Genomic DNA, 15859 nt, shown 5'->3' with positions numbered 1-15859 from the left:
TGCGATGGGGGACTGTCAGTTGAAGGATGTGCAGTTGACCCACCGCTATCGCAGGCAAGCCAGCTCCCACATTTTTTTGACCGCGTCAGGCCTTGATGAAGGTTTCGTGCAAATGGCGCCACAACAGCGCGCCGCTGGCCTGCTTTTCAAACACCACGGTGGCGCGGCGATCGGTTTGCGTGCCGCTGTCGTCAACCTGATGCTCGCGGTAAGTCACCGTCGCGCCGCGTGCATGCCGGTCAATACCGGCCATTTCGCTCAAGGTGATCTTCAACCCCGGGCGCATGCCGCCCAAACGTGTGAACAGCGCTTTAACGCCGGCTGCATTCACCCTCGTCCCCGTGGCGGGCGCGACCATGCTGAATTCAGGTGAGAACCGCGCAAGCAAGGTTTCCAGAGTTTCCTGGGGCGCAACGCCGGCAAACCATTGTTCGATCTCGACGTGGGTCTGGATCACTTCCTCAAAAAAATCGCTGTAATCAATCATTGCTGGGACTCGCTGGCAGGGTGAAGCAGTGTGCGTACCCTGGACGCATCCAGGCGCAACACAGCAAAAAGGGGCAACAGTGTCAGGGCTGCGGCCATCGTGAAGGTTATGGCAAAGGAATCCAAGGCCGACAACAACGCACTGAGGGCGGCAGCGCCCAGGCAGAAGCTGACTTGCCGATTGATGTTCCACAGGGCGCTGGCATGGCCCATGCGCTCGGCGGGTATGTCGAGAAACGCCAGGGTCTGTGCGGTGCTGCTGCACAGGCTGCCGCCCAGGCCCATCAACGTATAGGCCAGAATAACCAAGGCCGGTTCGGGTTTTGTCAGCAGCAGAATGCCGACACATTGCAGGGCCATGCCCGCCAGCAGCAAGGGTTTGGGGCCGCTGCGGTTGAACAGTTTTTTGCTCAGGAAAATCGCCAGCGCCGACGCCAGCGCCCACGGCAACATCAGCGCGCCGGTGCGTGTGGCGTCGTAGCCCAGGCCTCGCAGGTAGAGGATGGCGATCAGGCTGGTGCCGATAAATACGCCGGGGATGAACAGATAGACCAGCATCGCCACGCGCAGCATCGGGCTGCGGATCTGTTTGAAAATACTGCCCAGGGCCAAGGCCGGGCGCACCGTTGCCGGCGCGTCAGGTTTTATCCACAGCAGTGCCAGCAGCAGCGTGAGCAACGCCAGCGGTAGGTTGGCGTAGAAGATCCAGCGCCATGACACGCTGTCGACGATCAGCCCGCCCAACGCCGGGGACAGCGCCGGTACCAGCAGGGCTACCGACATCACCCGCGCCGTGAGTTGGCTGCGTTCTGCCGCCGGGTAATGCCGGTAAGCCATGGCTTGCCCCACGGGAATCAGCAAACCACCGCCCAAGCCTTGCAGCGCGCGCCAGCCAATCAACGTTTCGATTGAACCCGCCTGGCCGACCATCACCGAAGCCCCCGCGAATAACAGCAGGCTCGCCGCGATCAGCGTGCGTTCACCCAGTATCGCCGCCAGCCACACACTCAAAGGGATGATCACGGTCAGCCCCAGCATGTAGGCGTTGCTGATCCAGGCCAGTTGCGTCACTGAGGCATGCAGCTCGCGGGCGATGTCCGGGTAGGCGACCGTGGCGACAAACATGTTCACCAGGTCCAGGGCGAAGCCGAGTAAGAAGATCCAGGCGACTTTCGAGCGGTAGGTCATGAACGCGATCCTGCGAGTGAAGCGGGCAGGGTAGGCCGCCTGCAGGGTTTGGGATACGCCGGTTTGCCTGTTAGTTTGTCAAAAATATTTTGACAAAGGAGGGCGCGGCCGATGGTCAGCCTGGACCGATTCGACACCTTCAAGGCTGTAGTAGAAGCCGGTTCGCTCACCGCTGCGGCGGATATGCTGGGCCAGACCCGCGCCGTAGTCAGCTTCAACCTCAAGCGCCTGGAAGCGGAACTGGGTGTCACTTTGCTGACCCGCAACACCCGCCAACTGGCGCTGACCGATGCCGGCGAACGCTTCTACCTGCGTTGCACGCGCATGCTCGAAGAAGCGCGACTGGCGGTAGAAGAAGCGCGCTCCGAACACGCCCAGCTCAAAGGCACGCTGCGCATCACCACCACCGTGGAGTACGCGCTGGCCGTGGTCGCCCCGGCGGTGGAAGCCTTCCGCCGCTTGCACCCGGATCTGAACATTCACTTATCCACATCCTCCACCCACGCCGATTTGATCTCGGAACGCTTTGACGTGGCGATTCGGTTGGGCCGCCTGCTGGACTCCAACCACCGCGCAGTGCAGTTGTCGACCTTCGAAGTGTTTGCGGTGTCGGCGCCCGAGTTTGCCGGGGTGCAAACGTTGGATGAGTTGGAGCAGGTGCCCAAACTGGGCCATGGCCGTTTAACCGAACTGAGCGTGACCGACCCGGCCGGTGGCGAGCATCAATACCGCCCCGGCCCTACGGCGCTGGTGGCCGACAGCGCCGCCGTGCTTCAAGCGTTCGCCGTGCGCGGCCACGGCGTGGCGGTGCTGCCGCAGTGGCTGGTGCAGGAGGATCTGGACGCGGGGCGGCTGGTGCGGTTACTGGCCGACCATCGCTTTGCGCCGCAGGGGATCTACGCGATGTACCCGGACACCCGGCATTTACCGCTGAAGGTGCGGGCGTTTATTGATTTTATGAAGGGTTAGAGTGAACCCGTCAGCCCAAAGCGCTTCTTCAACACCGTCTCCAGCAATGCCTTGGGCAACAAGGCTGCCATCAACGGCAGCGCGCGGCTGCCATTGCCCGCACGCAGCAGCCGTGGCGGCGTGGGCTGTTGCACAGCCTTCAACACCTGCGCCGCGAATTGCTCGGCTGAGGTCGGGTTGTTCTGCGAGGCCTGGGAGCGCGCGCGAATGCCTTCGCGCAACGGCCACCAGGGCGATTTTTCGTTGATCAACAGCTCAGCCTGGGCTCCGGCGTTTTTCGCGAAACGCGTATCGATGGCCCCCGGCTGTACTTCCAATACCCGCACACCAAACGGTGCCAGCTCCATGCGCAAGGCATCGCTCAATGCGTGCACCGCCGCTTTCGACGCGCAATAAGCCCCGGCAAACGGCGTGACCAGCACCCCGGAAACGCTGCCGATATTCACCACCAGGCCTTTGCTGCGCCGCAGCGCCGCAAACAGCGCCTGGGTGACGCCGACGATGGAAAACACATTGGTCTCGAACTGGCGCTGCATCGCCTCGGTGCCGCCGTCGAGCAGCGGGCCCATGGCGCCGTAGCCGGCGTTGTTGATCAACACATCCAGCTCGCCCCACTGCTCGGCCAGGTGCTGCAAGGCGGCGCTGTCGTTGACGTCCAGCTTCACCGCGTTGAAGCCGGCGGCGGCGAGGGCGGCGACGTCGTCTTCGCGGCGCGCGCTGGCCCACACGTCGAAGCCTGCGGACTTGAACGCATCAGCCAGGGCGCGGCCAATGCCGCTGGAGCAACCAGTGATCAGTACGTTGGGCATGGATCAATCCTTTGTCAGTCCGAGAAGCTGCCTTGCAGGTGCTCGGCGCGAAATTCCAGGGTTTGCGGGCGGTAGCCAGGGCGCAGCGGTGGCGTCGGCAGGCAGTCGTCCCAAGTAGCGCCGGCCTGCAGCTCGCCTGGGCCGCGGTAGCGTGGTGCAGCGTAGACGTTGTCGGCCAGGTTGACCGAGTCGCTTGGCGCATAAGCCGCGACGCGCCAGCGCAGCTCGGTCAGCGGTACGTCGTTGCCGTTATTCAGGATCAGTTTAAGTGGGCGATCAGCCGGGCATTCCTGCGGTGCATAGCTGATGCGCAGTTCCAGGCGCGACAGTTGTGAGGCTTCGCGGTTGTCCAGCCACACCACCCAAATCGCCACAAAGCCCAGGCCGACGGCGGCGGCAAGGGATACCGGCAAGGCCTTGGCGGGGTAGCGCAGCAGCAGGATCAGCCAGGTGATGATCAGAAGAACGCCGAAGAACATGGGGGCAGCCTCGCGAATGGATGAACCATCCTACCCGTCGTCGGGCGCGGTTGCCTATGTACATGTCCCAGGAGGAAGGGGAGTGAACGGACTTTACGCAAGTGTGCCTACAAGGGCATCAGGTGCTGGCTGATAGTACCAGGGTACTTCGTCTTACATTTGCGAGGGAACAGTCACGCATTGAACCGTCACTTATCTGGCGACCTACAGGGAGCGTAGCGATGACATCCATTCCTCCAATTAAGGCTCTTTTATGCTGCAATCCACTCAAAATTCGTCTCGCCTTATCACCCCGCACGCTCACGACGATTCAAACGAAATCGAAGCCCCCCTTGCCAATAATTTACACAGGCTGGCGCCTTCTCCACCTGTTTTGACCTACGCGCCTGGGGGCATTCCTCTACCCACTTCCCCCGCAATACCACCGGTCAAGGTGCAGTACCCTCAACTGGTCAGTCAATTCAATGTCAGCAATCAGGAAGCATTCAACTATCAGCACCGCAACCTAACCCATGACATGCAACGTTTGCACAGTCAGCAACCGAAATTTCAAGATTTCCTGAACCAGCAACTGGCCCAAATGTTGGCGGGCCGGCCGAACCTGAAGCCAGAAGACCTGACCTTCGAGCAACGGACCACACTGCGCGATGGCAGCGTGAAAACGCTGTCTTCGGAACCGCTGCTGGACGCCTTGAACCGAAAGGTTGCGGCACGCCTGGCCAGTCCTGACAAGAAGGTCGAAGACGACAGCGCTGTGCGTTCCGATGTATTCGCCCCAAGCACGGCTACCTATACGAGGGCCTCAGTCGCAACGAAATTCTCGCTGGATGAGCTTGCCCAGCGCGTTGTCACGCAATTTGCGCAGGCCCTTCAGGCATTTTGGACAACCCCCCGCCCGACGTTGCGAGATCCCGACGTTGTGGAGTCTCCTCAAAACCATGTGTTGACCTTGCACAAGCAGCAACTGTCGACCCTGGCCGCGTTGCGCGTCAGCGATGGAACAATGAGCAATGCGAGCAAGCGATTGATCGACGTCGCGCTGCAATACCCAACGCTGGCCGAACGGGAACAAGCCTTTCCTAATGGTGCACGCCCTGGTGTCTACCCGCTGACCATCGATGACGGTACTGAGCGGGGTGCGTTGATGGCGGGCAGCTTCCTCATCACCAGCACCGATGGTTCCCACGCTACGCCACCCACCTGGACGAACGGGCGGACCCTGCCACTCGATGATGCTAATGGGCCGGTCGTACTCTACACCCCCGGCGAAGGGCTCGAAGAGTTCGCGACCCCAGCTCAGGCACGCCAGGCGGTTGCACAGCGCATTGATGCGGGCGGAGCCAGTGCTGAACTGTTGCTGCAAACGCTGCCATTGTCGTTGCAAAACAGGCCGGAGCCCCCTTCTGGTAACGATGTGACGTTGAGCGCTGAACCCTTGACGGGGGATGTGCTGGCGGAGGGGATACCCTGGATGCTCAAGCGCCAGCAAGAGGAAGTCAAAGGGGCTTTTGCCCGACTAGCGGACGATCCAAAGGCATTGCAGACAGTCGATGATGCCGCTGACTGGTCGTACTTGCTCAGTGGCGATAATGCCATGGCGGCGCGGGATGAAAAGCTGGCCGATAAGTTGGCGCCTGAGTGGCTGAAAAACCTGAACCCTGCGCAAAACGAACTGTTTGATGTCCTGGAGCTTTCCGAGGCAAACAGCAGGCGGGCACTGACACCGTTGCTTGAAAAAATTCCGCCCTTGGGCGTCTTTTCCCGAGATCAGATGAACAAAGCCATCAAAACGCTGTACCCCTCCGCGCAGGTGGATGCGGACAAGCTAATGGTGCAGGTGCAAGTCAGGTCTAATCTTCACGGTGGCGGGTCCAGTAGTTCTAATACGGTCAGTGTCCGAAACCACGAAGTGTCGCTGACGGATCTGGCGCTGAAAAACCCCAGCGAATTTCCGGAGCTCCAGAGAGGTCGTTTCGCCCAAGCCGTTTACAAACTGCCGCTGATCGATATTCACGGCCAGCCCATCCTGGGAGATGACGGTAAGCAGGTGGTCCTGGAGGACTCGCAGCTCAGGGGTGTGGTCAATACCGTTGATGTGGGAGGCGCGTATACTCAACTGCTTAAAAAGGAGTTGGCTACGGACGCCGAGTCGGGGGCTGCAGGCGAGCTGCGTAAAGCGTGGAAAGCCAACGTGAGCGACAGTTTGGATAAAGAGGCGTTTGTCTCTGCACTCAACCCGGACACCTATAAGGCACAGGCTACCCAAGACACCAGCAGCAAACGGGGGGCGCAGTGGCTTGCGGCTGTTCTTGATTATCCTGACCCGGCCAACCGACCTCAGGTTGATGGAAAAAACATTGTCGCCAATACCCTTGTCCAACGTGGTTTGCCGGTTCAGGGCGTCATGGTAATTGGCAATACCACTGACCCGCAGTTGGTGCTGCACACGCCAGATGCACCCGACGGTATTTCTATTCGCGAAGTGGCCGATATGAGTGCCCTGAATGCCTTGATGGATAAAAAAGAGTGGAAGCTCTACACCGCGAGTAGAAAAACACCGGTTAGTAAAGATGATGTGGTTAAGGCGGGCAGGGCGGTCAAGGAATACGCGCTCGATGTGACTAAAAGCCCAGGCCGCACCGTTGGTGCGCTCGTCAATATACTCAAATTGACGAAAGATCCCATCACACTCACGCCCATTAATGGCAATTTTCAGGATGAACTGTACAAGCAGAAAGTAGCGTTGGTCATCGACCAAGCGGACCACCAATCGGTCAGCAGCGCAGAGGTCGCGGCTCAATCGAAAACCAACAAAGCCTTGTTTGGCGTTGAAGTGGCCTTGATCTTTATGGACTTGTTGCCAGTTATTGGCAAAGGCGTGTCTATGGGCGTTCGCTTAGGCAAGGCCGGCGTGACGGCTTTGCGCGCCGGTACTCGAATCCTGCCGAGGCTGATCAAAAACCCGGGCGTGGCGCGTGCGCTCTATTCTGATTTTTCCGTGACCGCATCGGGTATCCCCACCCTTCGTGCCGCACCGTTGCGGCCGGTATTCAAAAACCCGGTGGTCCTGCAGCCCTCTACAGGCATCGTCCCGACGCCCAAGACGACTGCGGGCCCACAGCTCGACCTGAGCGCCGTCGCCGTGTCGGATGACGTCATCAAAGGCCGCCCTTTGCGGCCAGACGGCACCTACAACGTCGGCGACAATTGGTACGTGCGCTTTACCGACAAAACCATGGTTGAAAGGGTGTACCAGATTGATTCGGCCTTCCATGCACGGGATCAACGCGTTGCCATCGTAGACCCCAGCCTGCCCTTGACTACGCCAAAAATTTATAGAATACAGGCGTTTTTGCAGGGCGCCGGAAACGGTCAATGGCGATCGAGCCAATTGCCGGGAGGCGCTCCCAATCCTACGGTGACGTCCCAAGGGACCAAACGTGCGGCGGGCCAGGGCAGTTCTTCAGGCAGCTCCGGCTCCAGTAGCGCGGCAAACGGTCAACCTGCCTTTAAGCGGCCTAATGTGCCTGAAAGTTTTCCGGGCGAAAAGGCGCTGATGGAACCACCCGTCAAAGGGAAAAATATTTTTTATCACTACACCAGCCGTAAGGCGCATGACACGATCAACGTCGATTACATGCTTTCTTCGTCAGGTAAGGACTTCAGAGGTGTTGATCTGCCCCGAGGCCGGGGCAGGCATTACTTTACGGACCTGGCGCCAGGAGATATGCCGACCAAGCAGATTTCACAGACCATTTTTGGACAACGTAAACATGGCAATGCCTTGGATAAAATGTCGCACTACTATGAAATCAATACGTCAGGGTTAAACGTGATTCAAACCCCTGATAATCCGCATATTTTCTATGTGGATGTACCGCACTCCATCCCTTTGAAGTACAGGGGCGGTCCTGATCGTGACCCCGTCAGTCGCATTATTAGTAGTGGTCTAACGCGCTTAAAAATATGAGCCTATAGCACTGGCCGGTATTGGGTGGGGCCAATCATGGCCTCGCAGTCAGCGTAAACAGAAAGAAAAAGCCCCCACCCAACCCACTGCGGATAGGGGACGCAATGGGCTGGGTGAGGGCTTCTTTTACGACTGTTTTACTGCGCGATAGTTTTCACCGACACGCCACGCTCAACTGGCGTGGAGCGCCCGTAGATATCTTCGAACCGCTCGATATCGTCTTCGCCCAAGTAGCTGCCCGATTGCACTTCGATGATCTCCAACGGAATCTTGCCTGGGTTGCGCAGGCGGTGCACCGAGGCGATCGGGATGTAGGTGGACTGGTTCTCGCAGAGCAGGAACACGTTCTCGTCACAGGTGACTTCGGCCGTGCCGCTGACAACGATCCAGTGTTCGGCGCGGTGGTGGTGCATTTGCAGTGACAGGCACGCGCCCGGTTTTACCGAGATGTGCTTGACCTGGAACCGCCCGCCCATGTCCACCGAGTCGTAGGAACCCCATGGGCGATAGACTTCGCAGTGGTTCTGGGTTTCGCTGCGGCCCTGCTCGTTGAGGGTGCTGACCATCTGCTTGACGCCCTGGACCTTGTCCTTGTGGGCAATCATCATCGCGTCCTTGGTTTCCACCACCACGATGTTGTCCAGGCCGATCACCGAGACCAGCTTGCCGTTGCCGTGGATCATGCAGTTGCGGCTGTCCTGGATCACCACGTCGCCTTTGCTGACGTTGCCGTTGGCGTCTTTGTCGTTAACCGCCCACAACGAAGCCCAGCAACCCACGTCGCTCCAACCCGCACTCAGCGGCACCACGCAGGCGCGCTGGGTTTTTTCCATCACGGCGTAGTCGATGGAATTGTCCGGGCAGCAGGCGAAGGTGGCTTCGTCGAAGGTCACGGTGTCGGCGGTCTGCTCGCTGCGTTCCAGGGTCAGCAGGCACGTGTCGTAGATGTCCGGATCGTGCTTTTTCAGCTCTTCGAGGAAGCGGCTGGCACGGAACAGGAACATGCCGCTGTTCCAGAAGTAACCGCCGCTTTTAACGAACTCGACGGCGCGTTTTTCATCGGGTTTTTCCACGAACTGCTGTACGCGGCTCACGCCTTCGGGCAGCAGCGAATCGTTGGTGGACTTGATGTAGCCATAACCGGTTTCCGGACGGGTTGCTGGCACGCCGAACAGCACCATCTCGCCACGCTCGGCCGCCACGGTGGCCAGGGCCAGGGCGCGCTGTAGGGCTTTCTGGTCGTCGAGCACGTGGTCGGCCGGCAGCACCAGCATCAGTTCGTCGCGGCCTTCGTTGACCAGCATCATCGCGGTCAGGGCCACGGCCGGTGCGGTGTTGCGCCCGAACGGTTCCATCAGGATGCGCTGGCACTCAAGCTTACGCGTGCTCAGTTGCTCATTAACGATAAAACGGTGGTCCTTGTTGCAGACCACGATTGGGGAGTCCATGCCTTCGAACACCAGGCGCTCCAGGGTTTGCTGGAACAGCGTGTGCTCACCGGTCAGGGCCAGGAATTGCTTCGGGAACTGTTTACGGGAAAGCGGCCAAAGACGTGAGCCGCTACCACCGGAAAGGATTACTGGGATCATGGATGTTTCTCCTTGAATCGATTTGGGTCAGAGCCTGTGGGAGCGGGCTTGCTCGCGAAGGCATCACCTCGGTGTCACTGATGCACTGAGGTGTCAGCATCGCGGGCAAGCCCGGCTCCTACAGGGGGAGCGTCAATTTCAAAAGCTAATCAGCGGGTCGACACTGGGCGCTTGACCCAGACTGGCGAAATGCTCGAACCAGAACCGGTCACATACAGCACCGCCGCTTCACCACGTTCCAACGCAACCGGCTTCACATCACCGACTTTCTTGTCGCCGTCATACAACGCCAGGCTCACCTTCACCGGGTTGATTTCACGCTCGCCACGGCCTTTGGCGGCCACCGACTTGACCACGTCGGTCTTGCCGTCGGCGGTTTTCAGGGTCAGGGCCTTGTCGCTGAGGTTCTGCACGCGTACCAGGGATTTCTGCTTGTTCTTGAACGGCGGTTCTTCGATCAGTTGCGGCTGGCCGCTGCCACTGTTGACCAGGGTGTAGTAGTGGTCGGCGGCGAGTTTGACCGGCACGGTCTGGCTGCCGACCTTGGCGCTGTAGTCGCCGCCGGGCATGAAGCTGAAGTCACTGCTGGCCAGTGGCGCAACGTCGCTCAGGTTGGTCGCGCCGACGGTGGCGCTCACTTCTTGGTTGGATGCGTTGTAGACACGTACGAAGCTTGAGCCTTTCGGTGCGACAGGGCCGTACAAGGCAGCGTCACCGGCGAAGGCGGACAGGGATACCAAGCTCATACCGGCAGCCAGGGCCAGAGTCTTAGCGAGATGACGCGCAGTAGTAGTGAAAGTCATGTGAGTTACCTCTCTTTCAGTTTTGCGCCCGGTCGGGCGTCTCGGATTTTTGGTGTTTAGCGGGTGTATTCAGTGCCATGTTCTGTTGGCGCGAACCGGCTTTTTTAAGCTGCGCAACCCACTGCGGGTCGGCGTCACCGATTTCGTTGTTGACGGGCAGATAACGTTCAGGAAACTCCCAGATCAGCACCTGTGGCGGGCTGTTCTTGAAGTCGTCGCTTTTCAGGTAGCTGAGCATCGGCAGAATCGGGCCGTGGCCGTCTTCGGAGTAGTTGATGACATCGCTGTGCAAGGCTTGCTTGAGCGCGCCGACGAAGTTCCAGTTAGGGTTGGCGCTGTAGCTGGTGCCGACCAGTGCCACCGGGGTTTCGCTGTTGCTGAACAGCGCGTCGTCGCCTTTGTTTTCAGCCAAATGCGTCACGCGTTTTTGCAGCGGTTCTTTGGGCGGCATCAGGTTTTCAAACAGCGGGTCCAGCGGCAGGAACAGACGCAGGTCGCCTTTGTGCGGTTCGGTCTTTTCAGCTTCGGTGACAAAGCGCTGTGGCTCGCCACTGAGCGGGGTCTTTTCGCTAATCACCTTGGCCAATTGCTTGGCAGCGATTTCGGCGCCGTCCGGCGTCCAGTGGGTGTCGGTACGCAGGAACACTTGCTGGCCGCCCAGCTTGGCCTGTTGCAGGGGCCCAAGCAGGTCAGGGGCGATGATCTTGTCGGCGGCGACACGGGCATGGAAGTCCTGGTACAGGTTGGCGTGGATGCTCGCTGGTTTCACTTCGCCCAAGTGTTCTGGGTACAAGCGCACCTTGGCCGGCACAATCGCCATCACCAATTGAATGCCCTGGGCCTTGAGTTTCTGGCGTACGCCTTCGACCAGCGCGTAGTTGCCCTCAAGGTTCTGGTCTTCATTGACGGCGGGGTTGAACTCCTCGTCGCTGTACAGCCAGTGATCGCGGCCCAGCACCACGCCAGGGCGGCCTTCGTTGAACAGCTTGTAGTCCAGCGCCGCCCACAGGTTGGTGCCGATACGCTTGATCGGGAACTGGTCGTCGTAGTGGGTCTCGACGGCCTTGGTCCAGCGGCCGTTGAGCACCGTCGCGTCGGCATTGGTGCTGAAGCCGAAGAAGCTGCGCATGGACCAGGCGCCCAGGGCCAGCAGCACCAGTAGGAACAGCGCGATATAGAGGACGCGGAATGAACGGGTCATGGTCGGCTCCCTCAGAATTGGAAGTAAAGGAACGGCGAGAAACTCTGCGCCGACAGTTTCAGGATCGATGCCACAAACAGCAGCAGCACCGCAGCGCGCATGGCGTAGCGTGGCCAGTCAGCGGTCCAGTAAGCCGGTTGCACGGCGGCGTCCTGGCCGACGGTGAAACCTGGCTGGTGGATGCTGTCCGGGTTGTCACCCGGCACGGCCTTGATCAGGCTCGGGTCGGCCGGCTTGGCTTTCTCGGCAGGGCGGTTGGTGTAGAAGTCGCGCAGGCCGAAGAACGCCAGCGTTGCGTACGCCACCACCAGGGTTGCCACTTGCAGGCCAGTGAGGTTGGCGCGGTTGAGCTCCGACAGTGACCACTCGCCAAAGCTGAACATCGCACCGTACATACGGCCGGCGACGTGCAGGTTCTCCGAGCGGAAGATCACCCAGCCCATCACCACCAGCAGGAAGGTGAAGGCCCAGCGCACCACGTTGAAACTGCGCGGCGCGGTGTTGAGGCCGATGGCTTTTTCAATCGCCAGCCACATGCCGTGCCAGGCGCCCCACACGATGTAGGTGATGTTCGCACCGTGCCACAGGCCACCGAGCAGCATGGTCAGGAACAGGTTGCGGTAGGTGGTCAGCGTGCCTTTACGGTTGCCGCCCAGGGTGATGTACAGGTAGTCACGCAGCCAGGTCGACAAGCTGATGTGCCAGCGGCGCCAGAACTCGGTGATCGACTGGCTGATGTATGGCTGTTTGAAGTTTTCCATGAAGCGGAAACCCATCATCAAGCCCAAACCAATGGCCATGTCGCTGTAGCCGGAGAAGTCGAAGTACAGTTGCGCGGTGTAGGCCAGCGCGCCGAGCCACGCATCGCCCGTGGTCGGGTTTTGCAGGGCAAAGCAATGGTCGGCCACCACCGCCAGGGTGTCGGCGATGAAGACTTTCTTGATGAAACCCTGCATGAACCGCGTGCAGCCCTCGGAGAATTTGTCGAGGGTGTGCGTGCGGTTGTTGAACTGGTCGGCCAGGTCGCGAAAGCGCAACACGGGGCCGGCAATCAAGTGCGGGAAGATCGCCACGAACGCCGCAAAGTCGATGAGGTTACGGGTGGCCGGGGTGTCGCCGCGGTACACGTCGATGATGTAGCTGATGGACTCGAAGATGTAGAACGAGATCCCGATCGGCAACAGCACGTGGGTGAGAATGAACGGCTCCAGGCCCGCCGACTTCATCATCACGTTGATGCTGTCGACGCCGAAGTTGGCGTACTTGAAGTAGCCGAGGATGCACAGGTCGACTGCCACGCCGAGCAGCAGCCAGCGTTGAGCCGGCTTGGTGCGCACGCCGGCCGCACCGACCTTGAGGCCGATCCAGTAATTCCACAGCGTGACGGCGGCGAACAGCGCCAGGAAGTCCACTCGCCACCAGGCGTAGAACACATAGCTGGCCAGTAGCAGCAGCAGGTTGCGATAGCGTTGCCCGCTCCAGTAATACAAGCCGAGAAAGATCGGCAAGAACAGAAACAGGAACACATTGGACGAGAAAACCATCCCGATCTCTCCATGTTTAACAGACAGTCAAGGGCCAACGGCCCCCCCAAACCCCCCATCAAATTCGGGAGGGTGTACACGTTTCAGTGTGGGAGCTGGCTTGTGTGGGAGCCGGGCTTGCCCGCGATGGGATCAACTCGATTTGTCTGAATCACCGAGGTGTCTGCATCGCAGGCAAGCCAGCTCCCACATAAAGCCAGCGCCCACTTTTGGACCGAGTCCAGGTGTGGGAGCTGTGTATCAGTTGCCTTTGTTGCCTTTTTCATGCGTCGGGTCGTAGACCTTGGTCAGGTCACCGCCCAGCCGGAAGGTCTTGAACGGCTGCATGCCGTGCTTGCGCTCGATCACATCCGGGGCGCAGGTGTAGAGGGTGCAGAAGGGCTCAAGCCAGGCGAATTTCATGTCCTCCTTGAGGTCCTTCATGTCCTGCTCTTTGCCGTTCTTCTTCTCGAAGATCTCCGGGTCTTTGACCCCGGCCAGCACTTTGTCGCCCAGGCGTTTCAACGCGCCGTTGTTTTCCTGGCGCAGATCCACACCGTTGACCAAGGCAAAACTGGCGATCATCGACAGCGGCGGCAGTGCGTAGTTGTGGTACGACAAAGCCCGTTGCTGGCGCTTCAATTCATTCGGCAAAAAGCCCTGGTCATCGACCTGGTTGGCGCCGACCTTGTATTCCTTCACCGCCCAATCAAACAGGTCACGGCGGTTGACGGCGACGGACGTGGCCATCACCGACCAGGCGGCCCAGTAAGAGTGGTTGTTGGTTTTTTCCAGCGGCAGGTTGTCCCAATCGCTGACGACCTGATCGGCCATTTTGCTGAACCAGGCTTCGATCAACTGCGATTCCTGCTGGTGGTTGGCCAGCGGGTGCGAGTCGGAGAACTTCAGGCGCACATAGGCCGAAGCCATGCTGCCCAGCGCCCATTTGCGCATGGACTTACCGGTGTGGTTGAAGTCCTTGGACATCAACGCATCCGCCTTGGCCCAGCTCGTAAGCCAATTGAGCGTGCATTCCAGCTGCTGCGGGCGACCGTCGCGCATGAACTGCATCACGCGCTTGCTGGTGTCTTTTTCCAGCTTGGTGATGTCGGCGGTGCTGTCGCGAAAGGCTTTTTCGGATTGCACATTCAGGGTGGAACGGGCTTTGTCCGAACCTTCGTACTTGCTGCGAAATTGCAGCGAGCCGGTGTACGGCGCCGGCATGGCGTCGCAGTCATTCTTGAAGTCGCCGGTCTTGAACGCTTCGATCGGTGCGAAGTAGCCCTGAGGCGGACGCAGCGGGGCGGCGGCGTTGGCTGCGCCGGCGAAGATCGCCAGGCCCAGCAACGATGGAATCAATAACTTCTGCATAGGTAACCTCATTGCGCGCTTATTTCACGGCCTTGAAGCGGTCTGTTGACCGCTGGCCGGGAATACGTTGCGTGTGCAAATTTTCGCTTCGACTTTCTGCGCGGCAGCGCCCGCTTCGGGGCCTTGTACTTCCACGGCCAGCAAGTTCTGCGAGGCCCAGTCTTCATCGGTGCGCAGTTCAAAGGCGAAACGCCCGTCTGTGTCGGATGTTTCGGGTTTCTCGATCTTGATGTCCTCGTGGCGCCCGTTCATGTACCAGAGGGTGGCTTGCAGGGTTTTCACCGACGGGTCGGCGAAGCGGATATCAACCTGATGGTTGGCGTTGCGCAGGTCTTTGTTCGAACTGTTAACCAGCAATTCGTTCTTGCCGGGTTTCAACGTCGTGCTGGCGGTCATCTGCGCAGTCTTGCCTTCGCAGCCGTTGTCGAGCAGCGACATCATCTGGCGGTAGATGGTCTCCTGGTCGAGGCGATACAGCGGCGAGAACTCCCAGATCAGAATCTTTGGCGGGGTTTTCTGGAATTCTTCGCTGCCCAGGTACTGGATCATCGAACCTTCGAGGCCACCGCCAGGAAAGGCGACGTTGAGGATGTCGGCACCGATTTCCTGTTCCAGGAACCCGGCGAAGTTGTAGTTCTTGCCGCTGTGGCTGGTGCCCACCAGGGTGATCTGCGGGTTGCCCGAATCGCTGAACAGGTCGCCGTCGCCCGCTTCGCCCTTGGGCTCGGTGGTGAACTGGTCCATGTACTGGATCGCGTAGCTGGTGCCGCACAGTTGCCCGGCCATGTTGTGCAGGGTGCCGGTCTTGCCCATGCGGCCCGAGCGCTTGGTCTCGAATTCGCGCTTGGGAATCTCGGCGTACTCGGGCATGGCACGCACTTTGGCACCGACGATTTTCGCCGTGCGCTGGGCACCGTATGGCGTCCAGTGTTGGTCGCCACGGAAGTAGAAATCGTGGGCCGGCAGTTCATCCGGCAGTTGCTCATTGGTGAGCGGCGACAGGTCCGGCACCACGTAACCCATCTTGGCGAAACGGCCGAGCATGGTCTTGTAGTTGCCCAGTGCCTTGTCGAAATCGAACTTGGCTTTCTCGTCGGGGTTGAGCTTGTTGCGGTTTACCAGGCCACGGGTCGGCTGGTACACCACCACCAGTTCCACGCCCTTGGCCTTGAACGCATCGTGCAGCTGTTGCATGCGTTTGTAGCCGGCGGGGCTGGTGTCGAATTCGGTGCGCAGGTCTTCCTGGGTACGGAACAGCCAGTCGCCCTGGGCTTGCACCAGAGTGGTGAAGTTCTGCTGGTAACGCGTGGTGTAGTTTTTCGCGTCGTGGGCAGCCGGGCACAGGCTGCAGCACGGTTCGGCAGTGAAGGTCGGCGCCTTGATTTCGTCGGCGCGTACGCCTTGGCTGGCCGCCAGCAGGCCGAGGGTCAGACCCGAGAGGCTCAGCAGTTTGATCATGTGTGGGTGCATA

At 59.7% G+C, this 15859-nt stretch carries 12 protein-coding genes; 2 read left to right on the top strand and 10 right to left on the bottom strand.

Annotated elements, in window-relative coordinates; genetic code table 11:
• Nucleotides 1–85: 85 nt before the first annotated feature.
• The gene (locus ACI77I_RS15910) at nt 86–487 is read right to left on the bottom strand and encodes a DUF4440 domain-containing protein (protein WP_094952149.1); all 402 of its coding nucleotides are present in this window, start codon (nt 485–487) and stop codon (nt 86–88) included.
• Nucleotides 484–1674 carry an MFS transporter gene (locus ACI77I_RS15905; protein ID WP_406997938.1) on the bottom strand — a complete coding sequence of 397 codons (1191 nt, stop codon included), beginning with the start codon at nt 1672–1674 and terminating at the stop codon, nt 484–486. Before ACI77I_RS15905 ends, ACI77I_RS15910 begins: the two co-directional genes overlap by 4 nt.
• Before the next feature lie 111 nt (nt 1675–1785).
• Between ACI77I_RS15905 and ACI77I_RS15900 the strand changes: the two genes are divergently transcribed.
• Nucleotides 1786–2643 (top strand): LysR family transcriptional regulator, encoded by an 858-nt coding sequence (locus tag ACI77I_RS15900; protein WP_094952151.1) that lies wholly within the window; start codon nt 1786–1788, stop codon nt 2641–2643.
• Here the strand turns inward: ACI77I_RS15900 and ACI77I_RS15895 are convergent.
• Both ACI77I_RS15895 and ACI77I_RS15890 read right to left on the bottom strand, forming a co-directional pair.
• A complete protein-coding gene (locus tag ACI77I_RS15895) occupies nt 2640–3452 on the bottom strand; it encodes an SDR family oxidoreductase (protein ID WP_242154538.1) in 813 nt (270 codons plus the stop codon). The two genes, ACI77I_RS15900 and ACI77I_RS15895, sit on opposite strands and share 4 nt — an antisense overlap.
• 14 nt (nt 3453–3466) lie before the next feature.
• Nucleotides 3467–3931, bottom strand: a complete 465-nt coding sequence (locus ACI77I_RS15890; RefSeq protein ID WP_406997937.1) for a multidrug transporter — start codon at nt 3929–3931, stop codon at nt 3467–3469.
• A gap of 253 nt (nt 3932–4184) precedes the next feature.
• On the opposite strand from ACI77I_RS15890, the gene ACI77I_RS15885 reads away from it, so the two are divergent.
• Nucleotides 4185–7901, top strand: coding sequence for a dermonecrotic toxin domain-containing protein (locus ACI77I_RS15885; RefSeq protein ID WP_094952154.1), 3717 nt, complete (start codon nt 4185–4187; stop codon nt 7899–7901).
• A 137-nt stretch (nt 7902–8038) separates the two neighbouring features.
• Here the strand turns inward: ACI77I_RS15885 and ACI77I_RS15880 are convergent, their stop codons facing one another.
• The 6 genes from ACI77I_RS15880 to ACI77I_RS15855 form a co-directional block, all read right to left on the bottom strand.
• Nucleotides 8039–9490, bottom strand: a complete 1452-nt coding sequence (locus tag ACI77I_RS15880; RefSeq protein ID WP_094952155.1) for a mannose-1-phosphate guanylyltransferase/mannose-6-phosphate isomerase — start codon at nt 9488–9490, stop codon at nt 8039–8041.
• A gap of 149 nt (nt 9491–9639) precedes the next feature.
• A complete protein-coding gene (locus ACI77I_RS15875; protein ID WP_094952156.1) occupies nt 9640–10293 on the bottom strand; it encodes an alginate O-acetyltransferase AlgF in 654 nt (217 codons plus the stop codon).
• Between the two features lie 16 nt (nt 10294–10309).
• Nucleotides 10310–11494 carry an alginate O-acetyltransferase gene (locus ACI77I_RS15870; RefSeq protein ID WP_242154540.1) on the bottom strand — a complete coding sequence of 395 codons (1185 nt, stop codon included), beginning with the start codon at nt 11492–11494 and terminating at the stop codon, nt 10310–10312.
• Between the two features lie 11 nt (nt 11495–11505).
• The gene (locus tag ACI77I_RS15865) at nt 11506–13038 is read right to left on the bottom strand and encodes an MBOAT family protein (protein ID WP_094952158.1); all 1533 of its coding nucleotides are present in this window, start codon (nt 13036–13038) and stop codon (nt 11506–11508) included.
• A 240-nt stretch (nt 13039–13278) separates the two neighbouring features.
• Entirely contained in the window at nt 13279–14388 is a 1110-nt protein-coding gene (locus ACI77I_RS15860) for a mannuronate-specific alginate lyase (protein WP_094952159.1), read from the bottom strand.
• Between the two features lie 24 nt (nt 14389–14412).
• Nucleotides 14413–15858 carry an alginate O-acetyltransferase gene (locus ACI77I_RS15855; protein WP_094952167.1) on the bottom strand — a complete coding sequence of 482 codons (1446 nt, stop codon included), beginning with the start codon at nt 15856–15858 and terminating at the stop codon, nt 14413–14415.
• Nucleotide 15859: the final 1 nt, after the last annotated feature.

The sequence above is a fragment of the Pseudomonas sp. D47 genome, assembly GCF_045447305.1.
Classification (GTDB): Bacteria; Pseudomonadota; Gammaproteobacteria; order Pseudomonadales; family Pseudomonadaceae; genus Aquipseudomonas.
This window is presented reverse-complemented; position numbering and strand designations above follow the sequence as displayed.

Excerpts from the sequence above, each read along its gene's own strand:
- ACI77I_RS15865 (WP_094952158.1), bottom strand. The coding sequence starts at position 13,038 with ATGGTTTTCTCGTCCAATGTGTTCCTGTTTCTGTTCTTGCCGATCTTT.
- ACI77I_RS15900 (WP_094952151.1), top strand. The coding sequence starts at position 1,786 with ATGGTCAGCCTGGACCGATTCGACACCTTCAAGGCTGTAGTAGAAGCC.
- ACI77I_RS15855 (WP_094952167.1), bottom strand. The coding sequence starts at position 15,858 with ATGCACCCACACATGATCAAACTGCTGAGCCTCTCGGGTCTGACCCTC.
- ACI77I_RS15860 (WP_094952159.1), bottom strand. The coding sequence starts at position 14,388 with ATGCAGAAGTTATTGATTCCATCGTTGCTGGGCCTGGCGATCTTCGCC.
- ACI77I_RS15870 (WP_242154540.1), bottom strand. The coding sequence starts at position 11,494 with ATGACCCGTTCATTCCGCGTCCTCTATATCGCGCTGTTCCTACTGGTG.
- ACI77I_RS15880 (WP_094952155.1), bottom strand. The coding sequence starts at position 9,490 with ATGATCCCAGTAATCCTTTCCGGTGGTAGCGGCTCACGTCTTTGGCCG.
- ACI77I_RS15910 (WP_094952149.1), bottom strand. The coding sequence starts at position 487 with ATGATTGATTACAGCGATTTTTTTGAGGAAGTGATCCAGACCCACGTC.
- ACI77I_RS15895 (WP_242154538.1), bottom strand. The coding sequence starts at position 3,452 with ATGCCCAACGTACTGATCACTGGTTGCTCCAGCGGCATTGGCCGCGCC.
- ACI77I_RS15885 (WP_094952154.1), top strand. The coding sequence starts at position 4,185 with ATGCTGCAATCCACTCAAAATTCGTCTCGCCTTATCACCCCGCACGCT.
- ACI77I_RS15875 (WP_094952156.1), bottom strand. The coding sequence starts at position 10,293 with ATGACTTTCACTACTACTGCGCGTCATCTCGCTAAGACTCTGGCCCTG.
- ACI77I_RS15905 (WP_406997938.1), bottom strand. The coding sequence starts at position 1,674 with ATGACCTACCGCTCGAAAGTCGCCTGGATCTTCTTACTCGGCTTCGCC.
- ACI77I_RS15890 (WP_406997937.1), bottom strand. The coding sequence starts at position 3,931 with ATGTTCTTCGGCGTTCTTCTGATCATCACCTGGCTGATCCTGCTGCTG.